The sequence below is a fragment of the Neisseria sp. Ec49-e6-T10 genome (assembly GCF_051132615.1).
GTDB lineage: Bacteria > Pseudomonadota > Gammaproteobacteria > Burkholderiales > Neisseriaceae.
This window is the reverse complement of the sequence record NZ_CP152375.1, coordinates 778,083-796,565: the sequence shown is the minus strand read 5'-3', so window position 1 is coordinate 796,565 and position 18,483 is coordinate 778,083. Positions and strand designations below refer to the sequence as shown.

Here is an 18,483-nt window from a genome sequence, read left to right as displayed (position 1 = left end):
ATGACCTTTAAATTTGTTATAAATTAAATTTGGGCGTTTGCTCTGTTTGTTTACACCAACGTGCAAATGCCATTAGTTGGCGGTATTCTTCTGGAGCAGTGTTGTTTGGGAAAATACAAATAGAGTATGTTTTGATGTTGTCCCTAAAAGATAAAACACATAAAAAACGTGAAAGCATGCTGTTGGGTAATAAAATAGCGCGGCTGCGTGTTTGATTATGGTGAAATAAAGTTGTGTGGCGTGGTTCAAACCATATTTGATCAATTGAATTTTTGGTTTTAAACCAGTGTATTTGCTTTAAAGAAATAACCAAACTGATGCTGATTACCAATAGCCCCAGTAATATCCATGAAAAATAGAACCACCAAATAAGCACACAATTTAAGTGGCAAAATAAGGTGGCAATAAGAATTATCTTTGAAGGTTTAATTGTCAGCGCAAAAGGAGACACTACTCTTCATCCATAAGAGGGGTATTATGTAACCCTTCGTCAACTGTATCAATGACCATTGTGTGTATGGATATATCAAATGTTTCCCAAAATGCTTTTAAACTTAAATCTTTAGGCCAAACAGTTTCATCTTCATACCAACTGGACAGCTCTATTTTAAAAATAGACAAATAAATGTCATCAATATAAGCCACAGCTTCTTCTGGTTCCACATATTGTGGAATCAAAAATGTATTACAGTCTGCTCTAAGTTGGCTCAGTGTCAGTTCAATTGCTTGATCATCTTCAACAGAACGCAACCAGTCTAAAAAGGGTTGTTTGGGTTGAATGAGGGCAATTGAGCGATCAACAAAATACATAATAAATCCTTTATTTAATGATTAATTATAGCATAGCTATGCTACTTTTTAAGCTAGCGAGGCTAATATACAAATGATTTTGTTTGAGTTGAAGGTTAAGATAAAAATAGCCCGAGGGTAGTGCCTCGGGCTGAAGGGAAAATAGGTATATGATTAACCTTGTTTTTCCCGTTTCGCTTTAACAAAAATATAGGCAACGCCTAATAAAATAAACCATGAAGGGGTATAAATCAGTGCTTCTAGTGTATCTGCTTCTAAGGTTAATAAATAGAGTACAAAAGCAAAAAATGCCAACACTACCCAGCACATAAGCACACCACCTGGCATTTTATAAATAGATTTTTCATGTAACTGCTTACGTTGTTTGCGATAAACCATGTATGAAATCAAAATGATTGACCAAACGAAAATAAATAAAATGGCCGATATGGTTGTCACCACAGTAAAGGCACCCATAATGCTGGGAATAGAAGATAAAATAGCATAAGCAATTAAAATGCACAGGCAAGAAAAAATCAAGCCATTAGCAGGTACACTTAAACTTGATAACTTGCTGAATAATTTGGGTGCAGCTTTTTCTTCTGCTAAGCCAAACATCATGCGACTGGTTGAAAATACCCCACTGTTGGCAGAAGACGCGGCAGAGGTCAGTACCACAAAATTGACTAGGCTGGCCGCAAAAGGAATACCAACAAGTACAAACATTTGTACGAAGGGGCTTTTATCTGGAGAAACTTGATTCCATGGTGTCACACACATAATCACGATAAGAGACAAAACATAAAAGAAAATAATGCGAATGGGAATGGAGTTAATTGCTTTAGGTAAGGTACGATTAGGGTCTTTTGTTTCTGCTGCTGTTGTGCCGACTAATTCAATACCCACAAAGGCAAACACAGCAATTTGGAAACCTGCAAAAAAGCCAATCACCCCATTAGGGAACATATTGCCTCCATTCCAGATATGATTCAAAGAAGCAATGCTGCCAGATGGAGATTGAAAACCAGTGACCACCATATAAATACCTACAACAATCAGAGCAAGAATGGCAATGATTTTAATAATGGCAAACCAAAATTCCATTTCACCAAACAGTTTGACGGCAACCAAGTTTAAGCTTAAAAATAAGATGACACAGATAATCACAGGAATCCATGGGGTTAATCCAGGCCACCAAAATTGTGCATACCCTGCAATAGCAATGACATCGGCCACACCTGTTACGACCCAACATAACCAATAAGTCCAACCTGTAAAATAACCAGCCCAAGGCCCGAGTAAATCAGAGGAAAAGTCGATAAAAGATTTATAATTGAGATTAGATAAAAGTAATTCACCCATGGCTCGCATAACAAAAAACAGCATAAAACCAATAATCATATAAACAAAAATGATAGAAGGGCCTGCAAGGCTGATGGTTTTACCTGAGCCCATAAATAAGCCGGTACCAATTGCTCCACCTATTGCAATTAACTGAATATGTCTATTATCTAAACCTCTTTTGAGATCTGCTTCAGGAACACCATGGTGACGCATTTCTTCTGACATGTAGTCTCCTTAAAATGAGTAAGGTGAGTTTGAAAACTTAATTAATTCAATAGATTATTTTTTGTTGCAAGCGAACATGTTGATTAGAATTATTGTTATTCAGTTAGATTAAACAAAAAACTGTTTTTAGACAACAAAAATCTTAACGTCCTTTTACAGTTTTTTGTTTTTTTGATTGATTTTATTTAGCAAAAAGTGTTCTGGCACTGGTAAAGCGAGAAGCAAAATACTGATTGTCTAAACTGGCTGTACGAATAGAGCCGTTGGTAGATGGTGCATGTACAAAGCGATTGTCGCCAATATAAATACCCATATGAGAGAAGGGTTTCCCATTAGTGTTAAAGAAAACCAAATCGCCCACTTTTAGCTGGCTTTTACTGATTGTCGTAGATGCTGCCGCAATATCAGCTGCTGTACGAGGTAGTTGTACCCCTAAAGCATTTTTATAAATATAACCAACCATACCACTACAGTCAAAACCTGCTTGTGGATTGGTACCGCCAAATTTATAGCCAATTCCCATAAGGCTCATGGCATACATCATCACTTCTTGTCCACCTTGTCTGGCACTGACATGGGTAATGCGCACCTTTTTTGCTTGGGTTTGTGTGCTGGTTGTTTTTTTTGTGGTTGGTTTTGCTGGTTTTTTGTTGGTTGAACAGGCATTTAATGCCAATGCTAATAAACTCAATAACAGTATTTTTTTGAACATATAGATTATCCTTTCTGTTTTGTTTCCAGAATGTCCCAACGCTCAAGCTTTTCTAATAGCTCAATTTCTATTTGTTCTATGCGTTGTTGCCACAAGGCAGCTTCCTGATGATTATGTTTAAAGACATTAGGATCCAGTAATTGTTCCGTTAACTGGCTTTGTTCAGTTTCTAATGCCTGAATTTGTTCTGGTAAAGCGTGTAATTCCCTTTGTTCATTAAAACTGAGCTTGGCCGATTTTTGTGATTTTTCTCGGCTGTTCTTTTGATTGTTTTCCTGAACAGTAGCGGTTTTTTCTGGTTTTTTTAACACACTTTCTCGCGTTTTTGCATCAAGATAATCTTGATAACCTCCAATATATTCTTTTAACACACCATTTTGTTCAAATACAATACTTTGAGTAATCACATTATCTAAAAAAGTACGGTCATGACTCACTAAAAACACAGTTCCCGTGTATTCTCTTAAGCATTCTTCGAGTAATTCTAGGGTATCGATATCTAAATCATTGGTCGGTTCGTCTAAAACCAAAATATTGGCATATCTGGTAAAAAGCTTAGCCAATAATAAGCGGTTACGTTCTCCCCCAGATAAAGAAGATACTGGGCTATTGGCGCGTTCAGGGCTAAATAAGAAATCGCTTAAATAACTCATGACATGTTTTTTCTTGCCGCCAACTTCGACAAAGTCATTTCCTTGGCCTAAAGTATAGAAAATAGAGTCTTCTTCATTTAATTGGCTGCGAAACTGATCAAAATAAGCGATTTCCTGTTTGCTGCCTTGGCGAACTTTTCCTTTTGTTGGCGAAAGCTCTCCTAAAATAATTTTCAGTAAGGTGGTTTTTCCCACACCATTTGGCCCAATTAAGCCAACTTTATCACCGCGTAAAATACGGCAACTAAAGTCTTGAATAATAGGTTGCTCTTCATAAGAGAAAAAAACATGTTCTAATTCTGCAACCAACTTACCGCTTTTTTCGCCTGTATCTAACTGTAGGCTTACTTGACCTTGAACGTCACGGCGTTGTTTTCTTTCTTGCCTTAATTCTTGTAAGCGGCGAACACGTCCCATATTGCGGGTTCGTCTGGCTTCAATGCCTTTACGAATCCAAACTTCTTCTTGGGCATGAAATTTGTCAAATACTCTATTTTGTTCTGTTTCAACAGCAAGTTCTTGTTCTTTTTTGTCTTGGTAGGCATGAAAAGAACCAGGGTAATTGCGTAAAATACCACGGTCTAATTCAACAATGCGGGTTGCTATATTGTCTAGGAACTTACGATCATGGGTAATGAGGACAACAGAACCTGTAAAGTTTTTAATCAACCCCTCCAGCCAGATAATTGCCTCAATATCTAAATGGTTTGTTGGTTCATCCAGTAGCAGAACATCTGGTTTGGCAACCAAAGCTCTGGCTAAAGCCACCCGTTTTTTTTGACCACCGGATAGTTCTTGAATCTTTTGATCTTCAGATAAAGACAATTGCCCCATGGTTTGATGAATAAAAGCATCAAATTGCCAGCCATTTTCTGCTTCTAATTGAGTTTGTAAAAGGTTTAACTGTTCTAATTGTGCTTCTGTTGATGTTGCGCTTTGGGCGATTATTCGGCTTAAATCATGATATCGTGTCAGTAATGAGCGCAGCTCTCCCAGACCTTCTGCAACGGCATCAAAAACGGTTTGTTCTGCTTCAAATACAGGTTCTTGTGGTACATAGGCAACTTTCAGCCCTTTTTCCATGCTGATTAGACCATCATCCAGTTTAATGGTACCCGATAATGTTTTTAAAAAAGAAGATTTTCCTGCACCATTGCGTCCAATCAAACCCACGATTTCATTCGGGTTAAGTGTAAATTGAACATGGTCTAACAGAGCAGTGTGTCCGAATGCCAAACAGGCGTTTTCTACAGTAATAATGGCCATAATAAACTTAATTTGTGTGCAGCAAAAAAAGTGATTTTACCTGAAAATATGGGGTATAGGGTTATGCATCACTAAGATTGAATCGTTGGACTAATTGTTTTTTATCTATTTTGCCTAATGAAGAGTAGGGTAAAGCATCCATAAAAACAATATATTTAGGTTTTTGGTGGCGAGCCGTATGTAAAGAGAGCCAGTCAAATAATTGCGTTTTTGTTAACTGTACATTGGTTTTTAACACGACAAAGGCTTGTAAACGTTGCCCAAATTCATCGTCTTTGATGCCAATAACACAAGCCTCGGCAATTGCTGCATGTTGAGAGAGGATATTCTCTAATTCTATTGGGTAAACATTTTCTCCGCCTGAAATAATCATGTCATCCTGACGCCCAGCCAAAAAAAGATAGCCTTCTTTGTTTTGATAAGCCAAATCTTTGGTGTTGATTTGCTTATGTATCTGCTCACTGCTCCATGGGTTTGAAGCGTAAAGTAAGCCAACAGTATGGTCTGTTGTGATTATTTGATGGTGTGTGTCATATAAAGTTAACTTGGTGCCCCGAATTGCTTTCCCAATAGAGTTGGGGTGTTGTTCTAACGTTTTAGGTGTGGCAATGGTACAGACTCCCGCTTCTGATGTGCCATATAAATTGAACAAAACAGATCCTAGTGTATCTTGAGTGTGTTTGACCAGAGTACTGGGTAAAACTGCACCCCCACATACAATGCATTTTATAGAAGATAGTTGTTGCGATGGTGCATGGTTGATGATGCGTTGCAACATAATAGGCACAAGGGTGATGACTTCAATGCGATTTTTTTGAATGATACGGATACTTTTTTGAGCATCAAAATACTCAGTAACAAACATTTTTTTGCCCAATGCCAAAGACATACATAAGGTAGCAAAACCAAAACCGTGGTAAAGAGGGGTCGCAATAAGCACAGAACCATAAGCATGGAGTCGTAATTGGCTGAACAGTACATGAAAAATGCCCATGAATTGATGCAATGAAGGTTGGCGACTAACTGCTTTAGGCATGCCAGTTGTGCCGCTGGTTAATAAAGTTATTTTCCCAGAAAAAGAAGGTTTAATTTTCTTTAAAAGCTGATTTTTTGGATGAAATAAAGGATTGTCCATCGCAATTAAGTTGATATTTTCTTGGCTTAAAATAGCCAGTTGAGTATATTGTGGATCATATATTAGGTTTTCTAGGTGTAGCTGCTTTATCAGCGTCATAATTTGTGGGGCTGTTAAATTAGGGTTGAGCATATATAAATGCGTGCCTAAACCTGAACAGGCAATAATATGCTTAATACAATCAAGGCTATTATTGGCTAAAATGGCCGTTTTACTTTTTTGGTTAACACTCAATTGTTGATTAAGTACATTCATAAGGCATGAGACTTGATGATGTAGAACTTTGTAGGTCACTTCAGATTGATTCATGGTAACGGCTACATGATTGGGGAACCGTTTGCTGGTAAAAACAAGCAGAGTAAATAAATTCAAACCATGACGAATAATCGCAAAAAGCAAAATAATGATGAATTTGGGTGATAAAAGTTTATTGTGATACAGCGTTTTTAATATGGCCCACATTGCTATTTACCTTTTTTTTGATTCTTTTTTTTCAAAGAAAAACACCATATTTTTTCCCATAAAGGGGTCAATGGATTGAATGCTTGAATAAAGGGTAGCCACCATGGTTTAAATGTTCTGGGTCTTTTTAATAAACACTGAGCCAAAACAATCGCTGCTTGATCGACATTCATTGCTGGCACATGCTGATACATTTGAGTCGGTTCAATCATACGGGTTTTGACCAAGGGGAAGTACACAATAGAAGTGGCAATATTATGTGCGTAAAGCTCAGGTATATTACAACGTAACCATTGATCAAATGCTGTTTTAGATGACTGATAGGCACTCCAGTAAGGGGGGGGGGCTAACAGAACATTGACCGCGCTCACATGAACAATATGGCCATTGGTTTGCTGTAGGTGCTTGAATAAACCTTGTGTGAGTTTAATTGGGGCAAAATAATTTAAAGCCATAGAACGTTCAACATCATGATGTCTGTCTAATGAATCGATAAATGAGCGGCGAATAGATTTACCTGCATTATTGACAAAAATATCTATTTTGTTCGGAAGACTTTGTAAGTGTCGCAGTAAATCATCAACTTGCATAGGGTCGGCTAAGTTAATTGCAATACAGCTGACATGATTACCAGAATGTTGAATATGCTTTTTGATGTACGATAATTTTTCCTTTGTACGTGCCACCAAAATTAAATGGGCATTAGTCTGGCCAAGTAAATAAGCCAGAGCTTCACCAATACCAAAACTTGCCCCTGTAATTAAAATGGTTTTATTGGTTAAGTATTGTTTCAGTTTTTCCAGATTAACTTGTTTTTTAGGGAATAGAAGTGAAGCAAGTAGAGACATAATAATGATTCATCAATAAATAGAAGGTAAATTGATTGTATCTAAGCTTGAAGGTAGGGTAAAGCGAACGGCAAATAACGATTTGTTACAAAAAATAAATTGTAACGAAGATCAGTTAATTTAAATGAAATTTAGAAAATCACTTAGGCAGAAATTAGCTCTTTACAAAAGGTCAACAAAGTATGACATTTTTCTTTTTCAGTGTCTTTAAATTTAAGCCTAATTGGTAGAGCTTCTGTTTTCATCTCTTCGTGTTTGACCCGACCTTTTATCACCAATTCTAAAGCTACAGCTGGAAGAAACCAGCCTTGTTCTATATATTGAATTGATTCAATGGCACTTTTAGGGTAAAAAATAATGGTGGTTTTATTTTGAAACCAATTTTTTCTACCTTGATAATAAATACCAGCAGTGGAGAGGAAAATTTTTTGTTGGGGGGTATCCATGCAATAAACAGCACGTTCATTATGGTTAAATAAACTTTCCACTTTTTGCATGAAACTTGGAGCAAGGGCTTGCTTAACGGGCTCTTTAGACATAGTAAAATAAGTAGCAATCAATTGTGTTATTTTAACAAATAAATTTTATGGTGCATACTTTTAAGCCCTTATTAAATTTTAAATAAGGGCTTTTTACCAAAAATGTTAGAGGTTTGTGCTGTGTTTGTTCAGGTACCTGGCCACCCCTTGGGCATCAGGTATCATGCCTTCTGTACCTTTTTGCCAACTTGCTGGGCAAACTTCGCCATGTTGTTCTGTAAATTGTAAAGCATCAACCATACGTAACATTTCATCAATATTGCGCCCTAACGACAAATTATTGACAACTTGGTGTTGTACAATGCCTTGTTGATCGATTAAAAAAGACGCACGTAATGCCACACCTGCATCTGTTGCAACATCATAGGCATGGACGATTTCACGTTTAATGTCTGCGATCATGGTAAAGCCTACAGAGCCGATGCCGCCTTTTTCCACCGGTGTATTGCGCCAAGCTGCATGGGTAAATGCACTGTCAATAGAAACGGCAAGTAATTGAACATTGCGTTGTTCAAATGCTGCTAAACGGTTATTAAATGCAATAATTTCAGATGGACAGACAAAAGTAAAATCTAGTGGATAAAAAAATAGTACAGTATATTTATTTTTGGTGGCATCAGGAAAATTAAAGTCACCTATAATGTCTCCTTTTGCGGTAACTGCACTGAATTTCTTATCACCATCATGAAAAAAAGGGGCATGTTTATTGACCAAAACACTCATTAATGGCTCCTGAAAAAAATAATCTTGGGATGTTATACGTTATTGTAATCAATTACCGTCAGTTAAGTAACTCATATTCGATATGGTAAGCTAAATTAAGTATGTTCCGTTTTTGGCGTAGGGCGCTCAATAGTCAGTGTGGCACCAATAGATGAAATGCAAATGGCAAATAAGGCCACCCATTGAATTAAGGTGAGTTGTTCACTCAGTAATATTAAGCCTGATAAAGCAGCAAAAGCAGGATCTAAACTCATAAGTGTACCAAAGGTACGCATAGGTAAACGAGCCAGTGCAATAAGCTCTAATGTAAAGGGTAAGGCAGTGGATAAAATTGCCACCAATAAGGCAGTCATTAAAATAGAAGGAGAAAACAGTTGGGCGCCTGCATGTTCAATACCAATAGGTAAAAATACAATCGTAGCAACCAATGTACCTAAAGCAACAGTGCGTGCACCATGGGACGTGCCTACCTTTTGCCCAACAATAATGTAAATAGCCCAACACACACCTGCACCTAAAGCATATAAAACACCAATAATATCCAAATGTTCTGTTGATTGATCAAATGGAATCAACAGTAAAATACCCACAATAGCCAATACTACCCAAATAAAATCAACCGGTCTGCGAGAAGCAAAAAGGGCGAGTGTGAGTGGTCCAGCAAACTCTAGACCAACAGCAATTCCCAAAGGAATACGGGCAATAGAAAAATAAAATAAAAATCCCATAAAACCAAGGGACAACCCATATAAACCAATAGGTAACCATGCTTTACGTTCAAAACGCATACGCCATGGTTTAAAAATAATGCATAAAATGATGGCTGAAAGTGTAAAGCGTAAAGCAATAGCACCTTGAGAACCAACAAGAGGGAATAATTGCTTAACAATACTGGCACCCGTTTGGGTAGAAATAATAGCAATAATCAATAAAAAAATAGGCATTAAATGCCCTGAATGTTTGGTCGTCATTATTTAATCTAAGTGTTATGTTTGATAAGTATACTAAAGCATCACTATACAGAAGCCCAGTATAGAATTAAAGCAGTTATCAATAAAATTGATATTCCTTTTTCTTTTTTGCATATGCATAAAACACGATGTAGTATTTACTCATTTTGCTTTATAATATATTAATAAAGACAGTTGAATATAAGGAGAGCATATGATCCCTTTTTCAATATTAGATTTAGTACCCGTTGTCCAAAATAAAAGTGTACAAGAATCTTTCCATAATAGTTTGCGTATTGCTCAATATGCAGAGCAGTTAGGGTTTACCCGTTACTGGGTTGCAGAACATCATAATATGCCCAATATTGCCAGTGCAGCTACTGCTGTTGTCATGGGGTATTTGGCATCAGGCACAAAAAATATTCGTATTGGTTCTGGGGGGGTGATGTTGCCTAATCATCCGCCTTTAGTTATTGCAGAACAGTTTGGTACATTAGAGACCTTATACCCTGGTAGGATTGATCTGGGTGTTGGGCGAGCACCTGGTACTGACATGCTGACAATCGAAGCACTAAGACGTGATGTTCGTCGAGCAGATTATTTTGCCGAGGAAATAGAAGAACTACGTTCCTTTTTTGCTCCAGTTGAACCACAGCAAACCGTACAAGCTGTTCCTGGTGCAGGGTTGAATATTCCCATTTGGGTTTTAGGTTCCAGCTTGCATGGTGCTCAAGTAGCAGCTAATTTAGGCTTGCCATACGTTTTTGCCTCACACTTTGCCCCTGATTTTTTATTAAAAGCTATCAGTATTTATCGTCATTATTTTAAGCCATCCGCACAATTGCAACAGCCATACGTTATGGCCGCAGTGAATATGGCTGCTGCTGATTCAATGGAAGAAGCAAAGCACTTATTTACCACTACCCAGCAAAGTTTTACCAACTTGCTAAGAGGTCAAAGGCAATTAATTGCACCGCCTATTGCTAATATAGATGATTATTGGACTGAGTCTGAGCGAGCCAAAGTAAATCATATGTTAAAGTATAGTTTTGTGGGTACCTATGAATACATTGCTGAGCAGGTTAAAGAATTTGTACAAGAAACAAGTATCGATGAATTGATGATCGTTTCTGGTCTTTACGATGTACGAGCACGAGAAAAAACAATACAAATTGCTGCAAAAGTGGCGCAACAAATAGAATAAGGAGATTATGTGAGTAAACATTATCAATATCAACTAAAACTAACTGCACTAACTGATAAAGAAGGGCAGCAAATGGCATACGAGCCATTAATGTTTCAATTTGAAAATCATGACAATATATTTGATATCATTGAAAGCATTAAATCTAAAGGGCTTTTCGAAAAAGAGTCAGAAGCCATTGAAATGGCCATTGGTTTAAAACTGTTTAGTGAAGTAATGTTAAAAAATAAAAATCATGACTTGTTTGAAGAGTTTCAGCCACAATTTATGCAATTTATGAAAAAACTAAAATCATCGGTAAAATCAGAATAAATGAATAAATACATTTCAATCATTGTTGTTGCGGTTGTTCTAGCAGTTGGTTGGTATGCCTCAGAACAGTTTGCTAACCAACGAGCAATTGAAGGAACAACAAATGTTCCCTTGGTGGTTTCAGAGACCACAGCTATTGAACGCCCAGAACATAATGAACTTTTAGAACAAGCAATCGAGCAACAATTACATAATGTGCCTGTTCACGGGCGTGGTATTGTCGAAAAAATCCTACCTGATGATAACCATGGTTCCAGACATCAACGATTTATTATTCGTATTGAATCTGGGTACACACTATTGGTTGCCCATAATATCGATTTAGCCCCTAAAATAGAGGCTTTACAAAAAGGACACAATATCGAGTTTGCGGGTGAATATGTTTGGAATAAAAAGGGTGGGGTCATTCATTGGACTCATCATGATCCGAAAGGCCGTCGTCAAGGTGGCTGGTTAAAGTATCAAGGTCAGCTATACCAATAATCTATTTATGCTGTTTTTTCAAAGAAATCATAAATATCTTTTATGCGTAACCAAGTGGTCAGCAAACTACCCAACATAATGATCATTATACCAATAAAAAAAGCAATCCCTTTTTCCCACCAGATAGGTTCAAAACAACTCATTAAGCACATGAAGCTTAAAACCGCCATACGGTGTTGTTTTGCCATTGGCCCCCTAAAGCTTACTGGTGCCCCCATAGATGCTCCTAAAACCCTTACATAAGCAGTAAGTACAGCAAAAATAGCCGCAAAATAACCTATTAAATAAGCCCATGAAATAAAAGTGCTTGCCGCGTATCCAGCAGCAATAAATAACAAACAATCGGCTATTCTATCGGGAATATCATTAAATAATTCACCTGATCGGGTGCTTTTACCCCCTTCAATAGCCACCATACCATCAAGTAAATTACAAACCAAACGCCCTTGTATACCGATTAAAGCAAATAGAGGAAAAACATGTTGTAAGGGATTCTCGATCCATGTCCATAAAAATAAATTCATTGCCCCAAAAAGCGCAAATAAAACACTGGCAATAGAAATTTGGTTGGGGGTAAAACCTTTTTGATTGAGCCAAATAGCAGCTTTACTTGCCAGTTTAGCATCTCGGCTTTTAATTGGGCGACGATTAGAAGTAGAAGAGGGCATGTTTTTACTTATTTTTAAATGTGCCGATTATAATGTAATTTAATCATAATTGTTTTGATTAAATTTAATTTTTATTGTTTCGGTGTAAAAATAGGTGATAGTATAAATGGGGCAGAATATACTCCCCTTAAATTTTGCTCCAATTGATATAAACGGGTATTTTTAGACATAAATTTTATTTAAAAAATTATATAGTTATAAAAAATAGCTAAGCCCCCAATTGTAATAAAAAGCTAAAAAGTATATAATTGCCAGCTTAATTGGTTAGCAAGTAGTGGTTTTTGAACTATCCAATAGTTTTTTAGCATGATTTAATGCTTCAAATGCGGGAATAGCTCAGTTGGTAGAGCGCAACCTTGCCAAGGTTGAGGTCGCGAGTTCGAACCTCGTTTCCCGCTCCAGTTCTTAGTGTACAGAACGCTCCATAAGGTGTACTAGCTTCTACAAAACCCAATAAAGCCAGTCATTTGAACCACATTCTTATCCACTAACGTCTACTCGTTGTTTACCTAAAGCTACAAAAAATAAGTATAGAAATAAGTATATTTTTTACTATCTTGAGTTCGATTACTTATTTGCGTATTTCAAAAAATACAGATTTTCCAAAATCGTATTCTTTCTGATTTTATGCCTCAAAACATCTACATTCATTTACGTATTTGTTCACATATTGAGGTATCAACATGACATTATTATCTAACTTAACCATTCGCAATGCCAAACCCGAACTCAAAGCCTATACCCTAAAAGACGGAAACGGCTTATTTTTACGTATCGAACCCAATGGCACAAAAGTCTGGCACTTTCGTTTTTACTGGAAAGATAAACAAAAACTCATCTCTTTTGGTACCTATCCCAAAGTAGACATAAAAACTGCCCGAGAAAAAAGAGAGGAGGCAAGAGCCTTACTCGCTCAAAACAAAGACCCACGGCAGAAGAAAAAACAACAAGCCAAATATGGCACTCATAAAGATATGCTCACCTTTGCCCAATTTGCCCAGCATTGGAAAGAATTTAAACTCAAAAAATTAGGCGTGGCAGACAGTACGCGCAGACAAAGCACCCGAATTCAAATAGAACGCTATCTCAGTAAAGATATGTTACCGATTTTAGGTGAACATTACCTAGATGAAATCGACAAGCCCCATATCTTAAGAGTATTACGCAAAATAGAAAACCGAGGCGCATTATCCATTGCCGAAAAATGCCGAAGTTGGCTCAATGAACTGTTTCGTCATGCCATAGCTGAGGGTTTTATTAAAGACAATCCCGTTTCAGATTTAGACATATTATGTATGCCACAAAAACCAACTAAACATAATCCCTATCTTAAAATGAGTGAATTGCCCGAGTTTTTAGCGGCACTCCGCCACTATAACGGTATGAGACAAACCCAACTAGGGATTAGGCTGTTATTGCTAACAGGTGTCAGAACAGGCGAACTCAGAGAAGCCAAGCCCGAACATTTTGATTTAGAGCATGGTCTATGGAATGTTCCCCCTGAAACCGTCAAACAGCTTAAACGCAAAGTCAGAGCCCTGAATGACGAAATACCGCCCTTTATTGTCCCCTTAGACATAATAACAATTCTCTGTGATGAAAAGGCTCACCACCTCCAAGAAACGTCACATTAATGGAGGTGACCCAGACAGCGTTGACGTACCAGCTCACAGCTCTGGCCTCCCTAACGGGAGCACCGCCTGAGCCACCATAGAATAAAAGGCGTGCACAGACCATACCTAGGAATAGACCTAGATACTGTGAGCTTCGGAACGTCAACTCCGACTACAGATTTTGCTGTAGTGCTATTAATATAACGGAAAAAGAGAATTTATCAATAAATAATGTTTTGTCATTTTGATGGCAAGTTTAAATATATTTAAATTGCATTGTAGTAAAACGTATCATCTATGATAATTTTATTGATAAACTCAAGAAAATTAGTAGCTATTTCTTCATTATAATAAAATATTGCTCTAGATTTATTATTATCAATTGCTATTGATAACATGGACACTTCGTTAGCCTCAAAAAATATAAGTTTACCCTCTTCAAAATCATCATAAATTTCAATATCTGGATAATACTCAAAATCATTTTGCCTTAATCTAAAATCTCTAACTGAATAAGGATCCATAATTCTATTTATATTACCAACAGAGCTATGAATAAAACCATATCCAATATTTAGGTAAAATTCTTTTAATTCATCAGGTAAACAAAAACCTAAATCTTTTTCTACCTCTTCTATTTCAGATTGAGTGACTTTATAAAAAGTATTTTTAGAATTATTTTTTAGTTCTTCAAACATTTATTACTCCTTCCCCTTGCCAAATATTTCTCTTGCAGGAGAACCTGATCTGTGAATACCACCCTGATGTTCATTTGGAAATTTGGCTGGGTGGATATTCCACCACTCATTATTTCCTCCATAAGAGTTTTCAATTATATGATGAGCATCGTATTTATCACCAGCTTTTCTAACTATTTTACCATTTTCCCCAATTACATCCTCTGAATAGGTAGGCCATTTTTGGTTAGTCGATTTTTCCCATTCATTAATTAAGTTATTTTTTTTCCGATTAAAATCGGCTCTGTGTTTTGCAACCTCTAAAGGAGATAAATATTCATAATTTCTATCTCTTAATGCTTCTTTTAATTTTTCTATCTGAGCACTATGAATTTTTCTTTCCGTATTAAACTCTATATCTTTAATATAATTTCTAACCAATTCGCTATCAAACTTATCAATTTTTCTTTCAAGATTAATAGAATGGCTAATATCCTGAGCGACATCAGCAGCCTTGGATACAGATTTAACCTTCTTAGTCATTCCCAAAGGCACAAAAGCAGAGAGTACCTCAAACCCGATTTTACCATCTGTTTTGCCTAGCTCTTCATAGCGACCTTCTGCTTTAAGTTGCTGTACCTGTTCTTGTCGATCAGCCAATAGATTATTCATACCCTTGACCAACTCATCAGGGTGAGCAGAATAATACATCGAGTGACCTGTGGCAGAACCGGCTAAAAATTGCACAGAGTTAATTAAGCCATTAATCCGTTCATTATTGCGCTGTATGCTTTTACTGGCTTCTGCCTGATCATAAAAGCCACCTAATAGAGAATAACCCACCGTATCCAGAATATCTTTAGACAATAAATTCGCATCATCTAAAGTTTCCTTTAAACCAGTGAACATAGCTTCATTAGCCCCTTTACTGTAGGCATTTTGTTGTTCCTCAGTTAAAGGGTTGCCCTCATGATTCGTCATTTTCATAATGGGCATCATGCTCGGTTGAGCCGTTAAAGGACGAATAGAAAATAAAGGCACATTTTGAGCCGTATATTCAGCCAATTTGATGGCTTTTGCTATATTGGACTGATTCCCAGAGCGGTCAATAACTGCCTGTAAAGATTCGCTCTGGCTAAACTTATACATGGCTACAACCGAAACACTTTTATTGATTAAAGGCGTACTCTGATATCTGGATAGATTTGTTTGAACCAGATTATCTAAATCAAGTTTATTTAAGCCTTGTACAATATTAGGGTTATTGCTGATGTGATGATTGATGTTTTGAAATAATTGAGCCAATTGAGCATGTTGCTGTCGTTTCAGGCTTTCTGCCGCCAAATCAATCTGTTCATTAGCCAAAGTTTGCCCCGTCATCTTTTGTCGAGCTAACTGAACATTGTCTTGTTTTTCCTGTTCCGTGTAGATAGAGGGATCATAGCTGTATTCTTTATTAGGCTGAACATTAGGCACAATATGTTGATGCGTGTCTTTAAGCTGAATATCTTTAACTTGTCCAGAACGGTATAAATGCCCCAAAGCTGCTTCGGGGTTCTCTGGGTCTAGTTGTTTGGCAATCGCCATACCACTATCGCCACTTTTAGCAATGGCGGTGCGTATGCTTTGTTCTGGCTCTTGTTCGGGTACCGCTTGTTTAATATCTTCTTTAGTCTGATTCTGCGCCAGAATCGCCTGAGGGTCTAATTTAATGCTTTTATTATAAGCCCCAACGACTAAATGCATCTGTTCATGATTGATATCGACATAAGTAACTTTAGGCGGACGCCCTGCAAAGTCATCAATAGCAAAACCAACTGCTTGCATTAAAGTCTGCTGCTCTTTAGGTTTAAAAATAGACAACTTCTCATTCACGTTAAAGATATCGATGAGTTTATTGATTTCATTTAACCGTTTAGGTTCAGGTAAAGGTCGCTCTAATAGGTTTGGTTGTTGTTCAGTTTGTTGTTGCGTTAGAATTTGACGAATATTGAGATGAGCCGCCACATTATTGTGGATATGGGCAATCAGATGATTGCCATCTTTGGATAGCCCGACTCCATCAATTTTATCGAAATGCTTCTTTTTAGCGACTTCTACCGCTAAAGCCTCGGTTAATTGCTTTTGTTGTTCTTGGGGAAACTCTTTAAGTAAATTATTTTGATTGAGATGATCTTGCACGTCCTCGATTGCTTCTGGGAGTTTTTGCCCTATACGCTGCTGTTCTTCTTGCTCTTGCTGCCAGCGTTGCTGTTGCAAGATTTCTAAGTCGATTTCTAGGCGTGGGCGTTCCATGAAGTAATAAGATGGAGGAGGGGTGAATAATAAGCCAGATTGTACAATAGCTAATATGCTGCATGTTTAAAAAATAGAAAAACAATCAAATTAAACTCACTTATGCTGTATTGGTACAACGATTATGGTAAGTCTAAAGAAACATTATTGTGTATTCATAGTCACATTAAAATATCGAGATAATGAAAAAGGACGTTTGACGACTAAAGATAGTGTGCTAGAGAATAAATGGCGGATTGATTTTTTCGGTGTCTTAAATAATTCTAAAGTCCAACCCCCTTCTGCCATAAATTCAAAAGAAATTGTGTTTTCAGAGTGAATGATTAAATCAGTGAAGATTCCGGGACTGTATATCTGAAATATTCTCGCTTTATCAACAATACAGTTTTGTTGAGTATCCATCAGATAAATGAATAAAGTCTCTTCAAATGGACAATCATCGGTGAGAAATAATAAAATATAACGTTCATCAAATAAAAGAGCAGCCTCTAACCATACGCCCTCAACACGAACCAAACTATCGATACCATCAATTTCTATCTTATTGTGATTGAGTGTGACATTGGTTAACTTTTTAATCATAAATGGCTCTTATTTTTCTTATCTGTTTTAGATAAATATATTTATACAGTATATGATAAAAACAAACCTTTTTGCTTGAAAAAATACCACGCAATATTTGAAAGTCAATCAGCCAAAGAAAGTCTGTCACACATCTTATTTATCTAAAGCTACAAAAATAAGTATAGAATAGAATTTAGTCTAAAATTCCATGCAAATGGAAAAATGATTGTTGTTCGATATGGTCAATTTTTTTCAGTAGCTTATGATATAAAAACTTATTTTGATAGGAGTGTGTGGTGGATAAAAAACAGATAAAGTTTCATTTAATCAACACTGAAACTTGGCATAGAAAAGAACACTTTGAATACTATATGAATAAAGTGTGTTGCTCCTATAGTATGGTGGTGAATATCGATATCACAAAATTGCGTAGCATGCTTAAAGAGCTTGGCCTCAAAGCTTATCCTACACAGATTTATATTTTGTCTTGCGCTGTTAATCATTGTCCAGAATTCAAGATGAGCCTTGATCAAGAAGGTCGTTTAGGATATTGGGATACAGTAAATCCCCTTTATACGACCTTAAATCAAGAGACAGAAACGTTTTCTTCAGTATGGACTGCTCATTCTGATTCATTTGAAGCATTTTACAAACATTGTATTGACGATATCAATCAATTTTGTACAGGCTCTTTTGCACCTCAACAAGATTATCCTGTAAATATTTTTACTGTATCAAGTATTCCATGGGTTCAGTTTAGCGCTTTTAATATTAATGTTTTTTCAGAAGGTACATATTTGCGTCCCATATTTACTATTGGTAAATATATAGAAGACAATGGTAAAATCTTAATGCCACTGGCTATTCAAATTCATCATGCTGTATGTGATGGGTTACATATTGGTAAGTTTATCGAAAATGTACAATTGATGATTAATAGCTGTGAAACATGGTTACCTAAAAACAATCATTAAATATTGTGTAGGTTGTTTGTTATCAAAGAATAATACGATAAAATTCA

The 18,483-nt window shown here is 36.7% G+C and carries 19 protein-coding genes and 1 tRNA gene; 6 read left to right on the top strand and 14 right to left on the bottom strand.

The genetic code is table 11. The annotated features are described in order from the left end of the window. Positions 1 to 16: 16 nt before the first annotated feature. From AADH04_RS04055 to rhtA, 10 genes are all read right to left on the bottom strand, one after another. Positions 17 to 451 carry a hypothetical protein gene (locus tag AADH04_RS04055; RefSeq protein ID WP_434778968.1) on the bottom strand — a complete coding sequence of 145 codons (435 nt, stop codon included), beginning with the start codon at positions 449 to 451 and terminating at the stop codon, positions 17 to 19. Next, on the bottom strand, positions 451 to 810 hold the full coding sequence (locus AADH04_RS04050; protein WP_434778967.1) for a hypothetical protein: 360 nt from the start codon (positions 808 to 810) through the stop codon (positions 451 to 453). Before AADH04_RS04050 ends, AADH04_RS04055 begins: the two co-directional genes overlap by 1 nt. Positions 811 to 963: 153 nt before the next feature. Further along, entirely contained in the window at positions 964 to 2,358 is a 1,395-nt protein-coding gene (gene cycA, locus AADH04_RS04045; protein WP_434778966.1) for a D-serine/D-alanine/glycine transporter, read from the bottom strand. Between the two features lie 181 nt (positions 2,359 to 2,539). Further along, on the bottom strand, positions 2,540 to 3,070 hold the full coding sequence (locus AADH04_RS04040) for a C40 family peptidase (RefSeq protein ID WP_434778965.1): 531 nt from the start codon (positions 3,068 to 3,070) through the stop codon (positions 2,540 to 2,542). A 5-nt stretch (positions 3,071 to 3,075) separates the two neighbouring features. After that, positions 3,076 to 4,989 (bottom strand): ATP-binding cassette domain-containing protein, encoded by a 1,914-nt coding sequence (locus AADH04_RS04035; protein ID WP_434778964.1) that lies wholly within the window; start codon positions 4,987 to 4,989, stop codon positions 3,076 to 3,078. A 61-nt stretch (positions 4,990 to 5,050) separates the two neighbouring features. Beyond that, entirely contained in the window at positions 5,051 to 6,586 is a 1,536-nt protein-coding gene (locus tag AADH04_RS04030) for an AMP-binding protein (protein ID WP_434778963.1), read from the bottom strand. Between the two features lie 2 nt (positions 6,587 to 6,588). Beyond that, a complete protein-coding gene (locus AADH04_RS04025) occupies positions 6,589 to 7,434 on the bottom strand; it encodes an SDR family NAD(P)-dependent oxidoreductase (RefSeq protein ID WP_434778962.1) in 846 nt (281 codons plus the stop codon). A gap of 143 nt (positions 7,435 to 7,577) precedes the next feature. After that, complete coding sequence (locus tag AADH04_RS04020; RefSeq protein ID WP_434778961.1) at positions 7,578 to 7,973, bottom strand: hypothetical protein; 396 nt, start codon at positions 7,971 to 7,973, stop codon at positions 7,578 to 7,580. A 105-nt stretch (positions 7,974 to 8,078) separates the two neighbouring features. Continuing rightward, positions 8,079 to 8,696, bottom strand: coding sequence for a peroxiredoxin (locus AADH04_RS04015; RefSeq protein ID WP_434778960.1), 618 nt, complete (start codon positions 8,694 to 8,696; stop codon positions 8,079 to 8,081). A 95-nt stretch (positions 8,697 to 8,791) separates the two neighbouring features. Continuing rightward, positions 8,792 to 9,667 (bottom strand): threonine/homoserine exporter RhtA, encoded by an 876-nt coding sequence (rhtA, locus tag AADH04_RS04010; RefSeq protein ID WP_434778959.1) that lies wholly within the window; start codon positions 9,665 to 9,667, stop codon positions 8,792 to 8,794. Positions 9,668 to 9,860: 193 nt separating this feature from the next. On the opposite strand from rhtA, the gene AADH04_RS04005 reads away from it, so the two are divergent. Genes AADH04_RS04005 through AADH04_RS03995 form a run of 3 tightly spaced genes read left to right on the top strand, consistent with a single transcriptional unit; the run spans position 9,861 to position 11,645 of the window. After that, positions 9,861 to 10,850 carry an LLM class flavin-dependent oxidoreductase gene (locus tag AADH04_RS04005; protein ID WP_434778958.1) on the top strand — a complete coding sequence of 330 codons (990 nt, stop codon included), beginning with the start codon at positions 9,861 to 9,863 and terminating at the stop codon, positions 10,848 to 10,850. 9 nt (positions 10,851 to 10,859) lie between these two features. Beyond that, positions 10,860 to 11,162 carry a DUF3861 domain-containing protein gene (locus tag AADH04_RS04000; RefSeq protein WP_434778957.1) on the top strand — a complete coding sequence of 101 codons (303 nt, stop codon included), beginning with the start codon at positions 10,860 to 10,862 and terminating at the stop codon, positions 11,160 to 11,162. Then, positions 11,163 to 11,645, top strand: a complete 483-nt coding sequence (locus AADH04_RS03995; RefSeq protein WP_434778956.1) for a DUF3465 domain-containing protein — start codon at positions 11,163 to 11,165, stop codon at positions 11,643 to 11,645. Between the two features lie 5 nt (positions 11,646 to 11,650). Here the strand turns inward: AADH04_RS03995 and AADH04_RS03990 are convergent, their stop codons facing one another. Further along, positions 11,651 to 12,313, bottom strand: coding sequence for a CDP-alcohol phosphatidyltransferase family protein (locus tag AADH04_RS03990; RefSeq protein WP_434778955.1), 663 nt, complete (start codon positions 12,311 to 12,313; stop codon positions 11,651 to 11,653). Between the two features lie 325 nt (positions 12,314 to 12,638). Between AADH04_RS03990 and AADH04_RS03985 the strand changes: the two genes are divergently transcribed. Both AADH04_RS03985 and AADH04_RS03980 read left to right on the top strand, forming a co-directional pair. Further along, positions 12,639 to 12,714: transfer RNA gene (locus tag AADH04_RS03985), tRNA-Gly, on the top strand. A 282-nt stretch (positions 12,715 to 12,996) separates the two neighbouring features. After that, the gene (locus tag AADH04_RS03980; RefSeq protein WP_434778954.1) at positions 12,997 to 13,947 is read left to right on the top strand and encodes a tyrosine-type recombinase/integrase; all 951 of its coding nucleotides are present in this window, start codon (positions 12,997 to 12,999) and stop codon (positions 13,945 to 13,947) included. A 245-nt stretch (positions 13,948 to 14,192) separates the two neighbouring features. Here AADH04_RS03980 and AADH04_RS03975 read toward each other — a convergent pair whose 3' ends face one another. From AADH04_RS03975 to AADH04_RS03965, 3 genes are all read right to left on the bottom strand, one after another. After that, on the bottom strand, positions 14,193 to 14,624 hold the full coding sequence (locus tag AADH04_RS03975) for an SMI1/KNR4 family protein (protein WP_434778953.1): 432 nt from the start codon (positions 14,622 to 14,624) through the stop codon (positions 14,193 to 14,195). A gap of 3 nt (positions 14,625 to 14,627) precedes the next feature. Continuing rightward, positions 14,628 to 16,898 carry an HNH endonuclease signature motif containing protein gene (locus AADH04_RS03970; protein WP_434778952.1) on the bottom strand — a complete coding sequence of 757 codons (2,271 nt, stop codon included), beginning with the start codon at positions 16,896 to 16,898 and terminating at the stop codon, positions 14,628 to 14,630. A gap of 144 nt (positions 16,899 to 17,042) precedes the next feature. Next, entirely contained in the window at positions 17,043 to 17,480 is a 438-nt protein-coding gene (locus AADH04_RS03965) for a hypothetical protein (protein WP_434778951.1), read from the bottom strand. Positions 17,481 to 17,833: 353 nt separating this feature from the next. Here AADH04_RS03965 and AADH04_RS03960 point away from each other — a divergent pair, with 353 nt between their 5' ends. Further along, positions 17,834 to 18,436 (top strand): CatA-like O-acetyltransferase, encoded by a 603-nt coding sequence (locus AADH04_RS03960; protein WP_434779792.1) that lies wholly within the window; start codon positions 17,834 to 17,836, stop codon positions 18,434 to 18,436. The last annotated feature ends 47 nt before the right edge of the window (positions 18,437 to 18,483 follow it).

Excerpts from the sequence above, each read along its gene's own strand:
- AADH04_RS04050 (WP_434778967.1), bottom strand. The coding sequence starts at position 810 with ATGTATTTTGTTGATCGCTCAATTGCCCTCATTCAACCCAAACAACCC.
- cycA (WP_434778966.1), bottom strand. The coding sequence starts at position 2,358 with ATGTCAGAAGAAATGCGTCACCATGGTGTTCCTGAAGCAGATCTCAAA.
- AADH04_RS04040 (WP_434778965.1), bottom strand. The coding sequence starts at position 3,070 with ATGTTCAAAAAAATACTGTTATTGAGTTTATTAGCATTGGCATTAAAT.
- AADH04_RS04035 (WP_434778964.1), bottom strand. The coding sequence starts at position 4,989 with ATGGCCATTATTACTGTAGAAAACGCCTGTTTGGCATTCGGACACACT.
- AADH04_RS04030 (WP_434778963.1), bottom strand. The coding sequence starts at position 6,586 with ATGTGGGCCATATTAAAAACGCTGTATCACAATAAACTTTTATCACCC.
- AADH04_RS04025 (WP_434778962.1), bottom strand. The coding sequence starts at position 7,434 with ATGTCTCTACTTGCTTCACTTCTATTCCCTAAAAAACAAGTTAATCTG.
- AADH04_RS04020 (WP_434778961.1), bottom strand. The coding sequence starts at position 7,973 with ATGTCTAAAGAGCCCGTTAAGCAAGCCCTTGCTCCAAGTTTCATGCAA.
- AADH04_RS04015 (WP_434778960.1), bottom strand. The coding sequence starts at position 8,696 with ATGAGTGTTTTGGTCAATAAACATGCCCCTTTTTTTCATGATGGTGAT.
- rhtA (WP_434778959.1), bottom strand. The coding sequence starts at position 9,667 with ATGACGACCAAACATTCAGGGCATTTAATGCCTATTTTTTTATTGATT.
- AADH04_RS04005 (WP_434778958.1), top strand. The coding sequence starts at position 9,861 with ATGATCCCTTTTTCAATATTAGATTTAGTACCCGTTGTCCAAAATAAA.
- AADH04_RS03995 (WP_434778956.1), top strand. The coding sequence starts at position 11,163 with ATGAATAAATACATTTCAATCATTGTTGTTGCGGTTGTTCTAGCAGTT.
- AADH04_RS03990 (WP_434778955.1), bottom strand. The coding sequence starts at position 12,313 with ATGCCCTCTTCTACTTCTAATCGTCGCCCAATTAAAAGCCGAGATGCT.
- AADH04_RS03980 (WP_434778954.1), top strand. The coding sequence starts at position 12,997 with ATGACATTATTATCTAACTTAACCATTCGCAATGCCAAACCCGAACTC.
- AADH04_RS03975 (WP_434778953.1), bottom strand. The coding sequence starts at position 14,624 with ATGTTTGAAGAACTAAAAAATAATTCTAAAAATACTTTTTATAAAGTC.
- AADH04_RS03970 (WP_434778952.1), bottom strand. The coding sequence starts at position 16,898 with ATGGAACGCCCACGCCTAGAAATCGACTTAGAAATCTTGCAACAGCAA.
- AADH04_RS03965 (WP_434778951.1), bottom strand. The coding sequence starts at position 17,480 with ATGATTAAAAAGTTAACCAATGTCACACTCAATCACAATAAGATAGAA.
- AADH04_RS03960 (WP_434779792.1), top strand. The coding sequence starts at position 17,834 with ATGAATAAAGTGTGTTGCTCCTATAGTATGGTGGTGAATATCGATATC.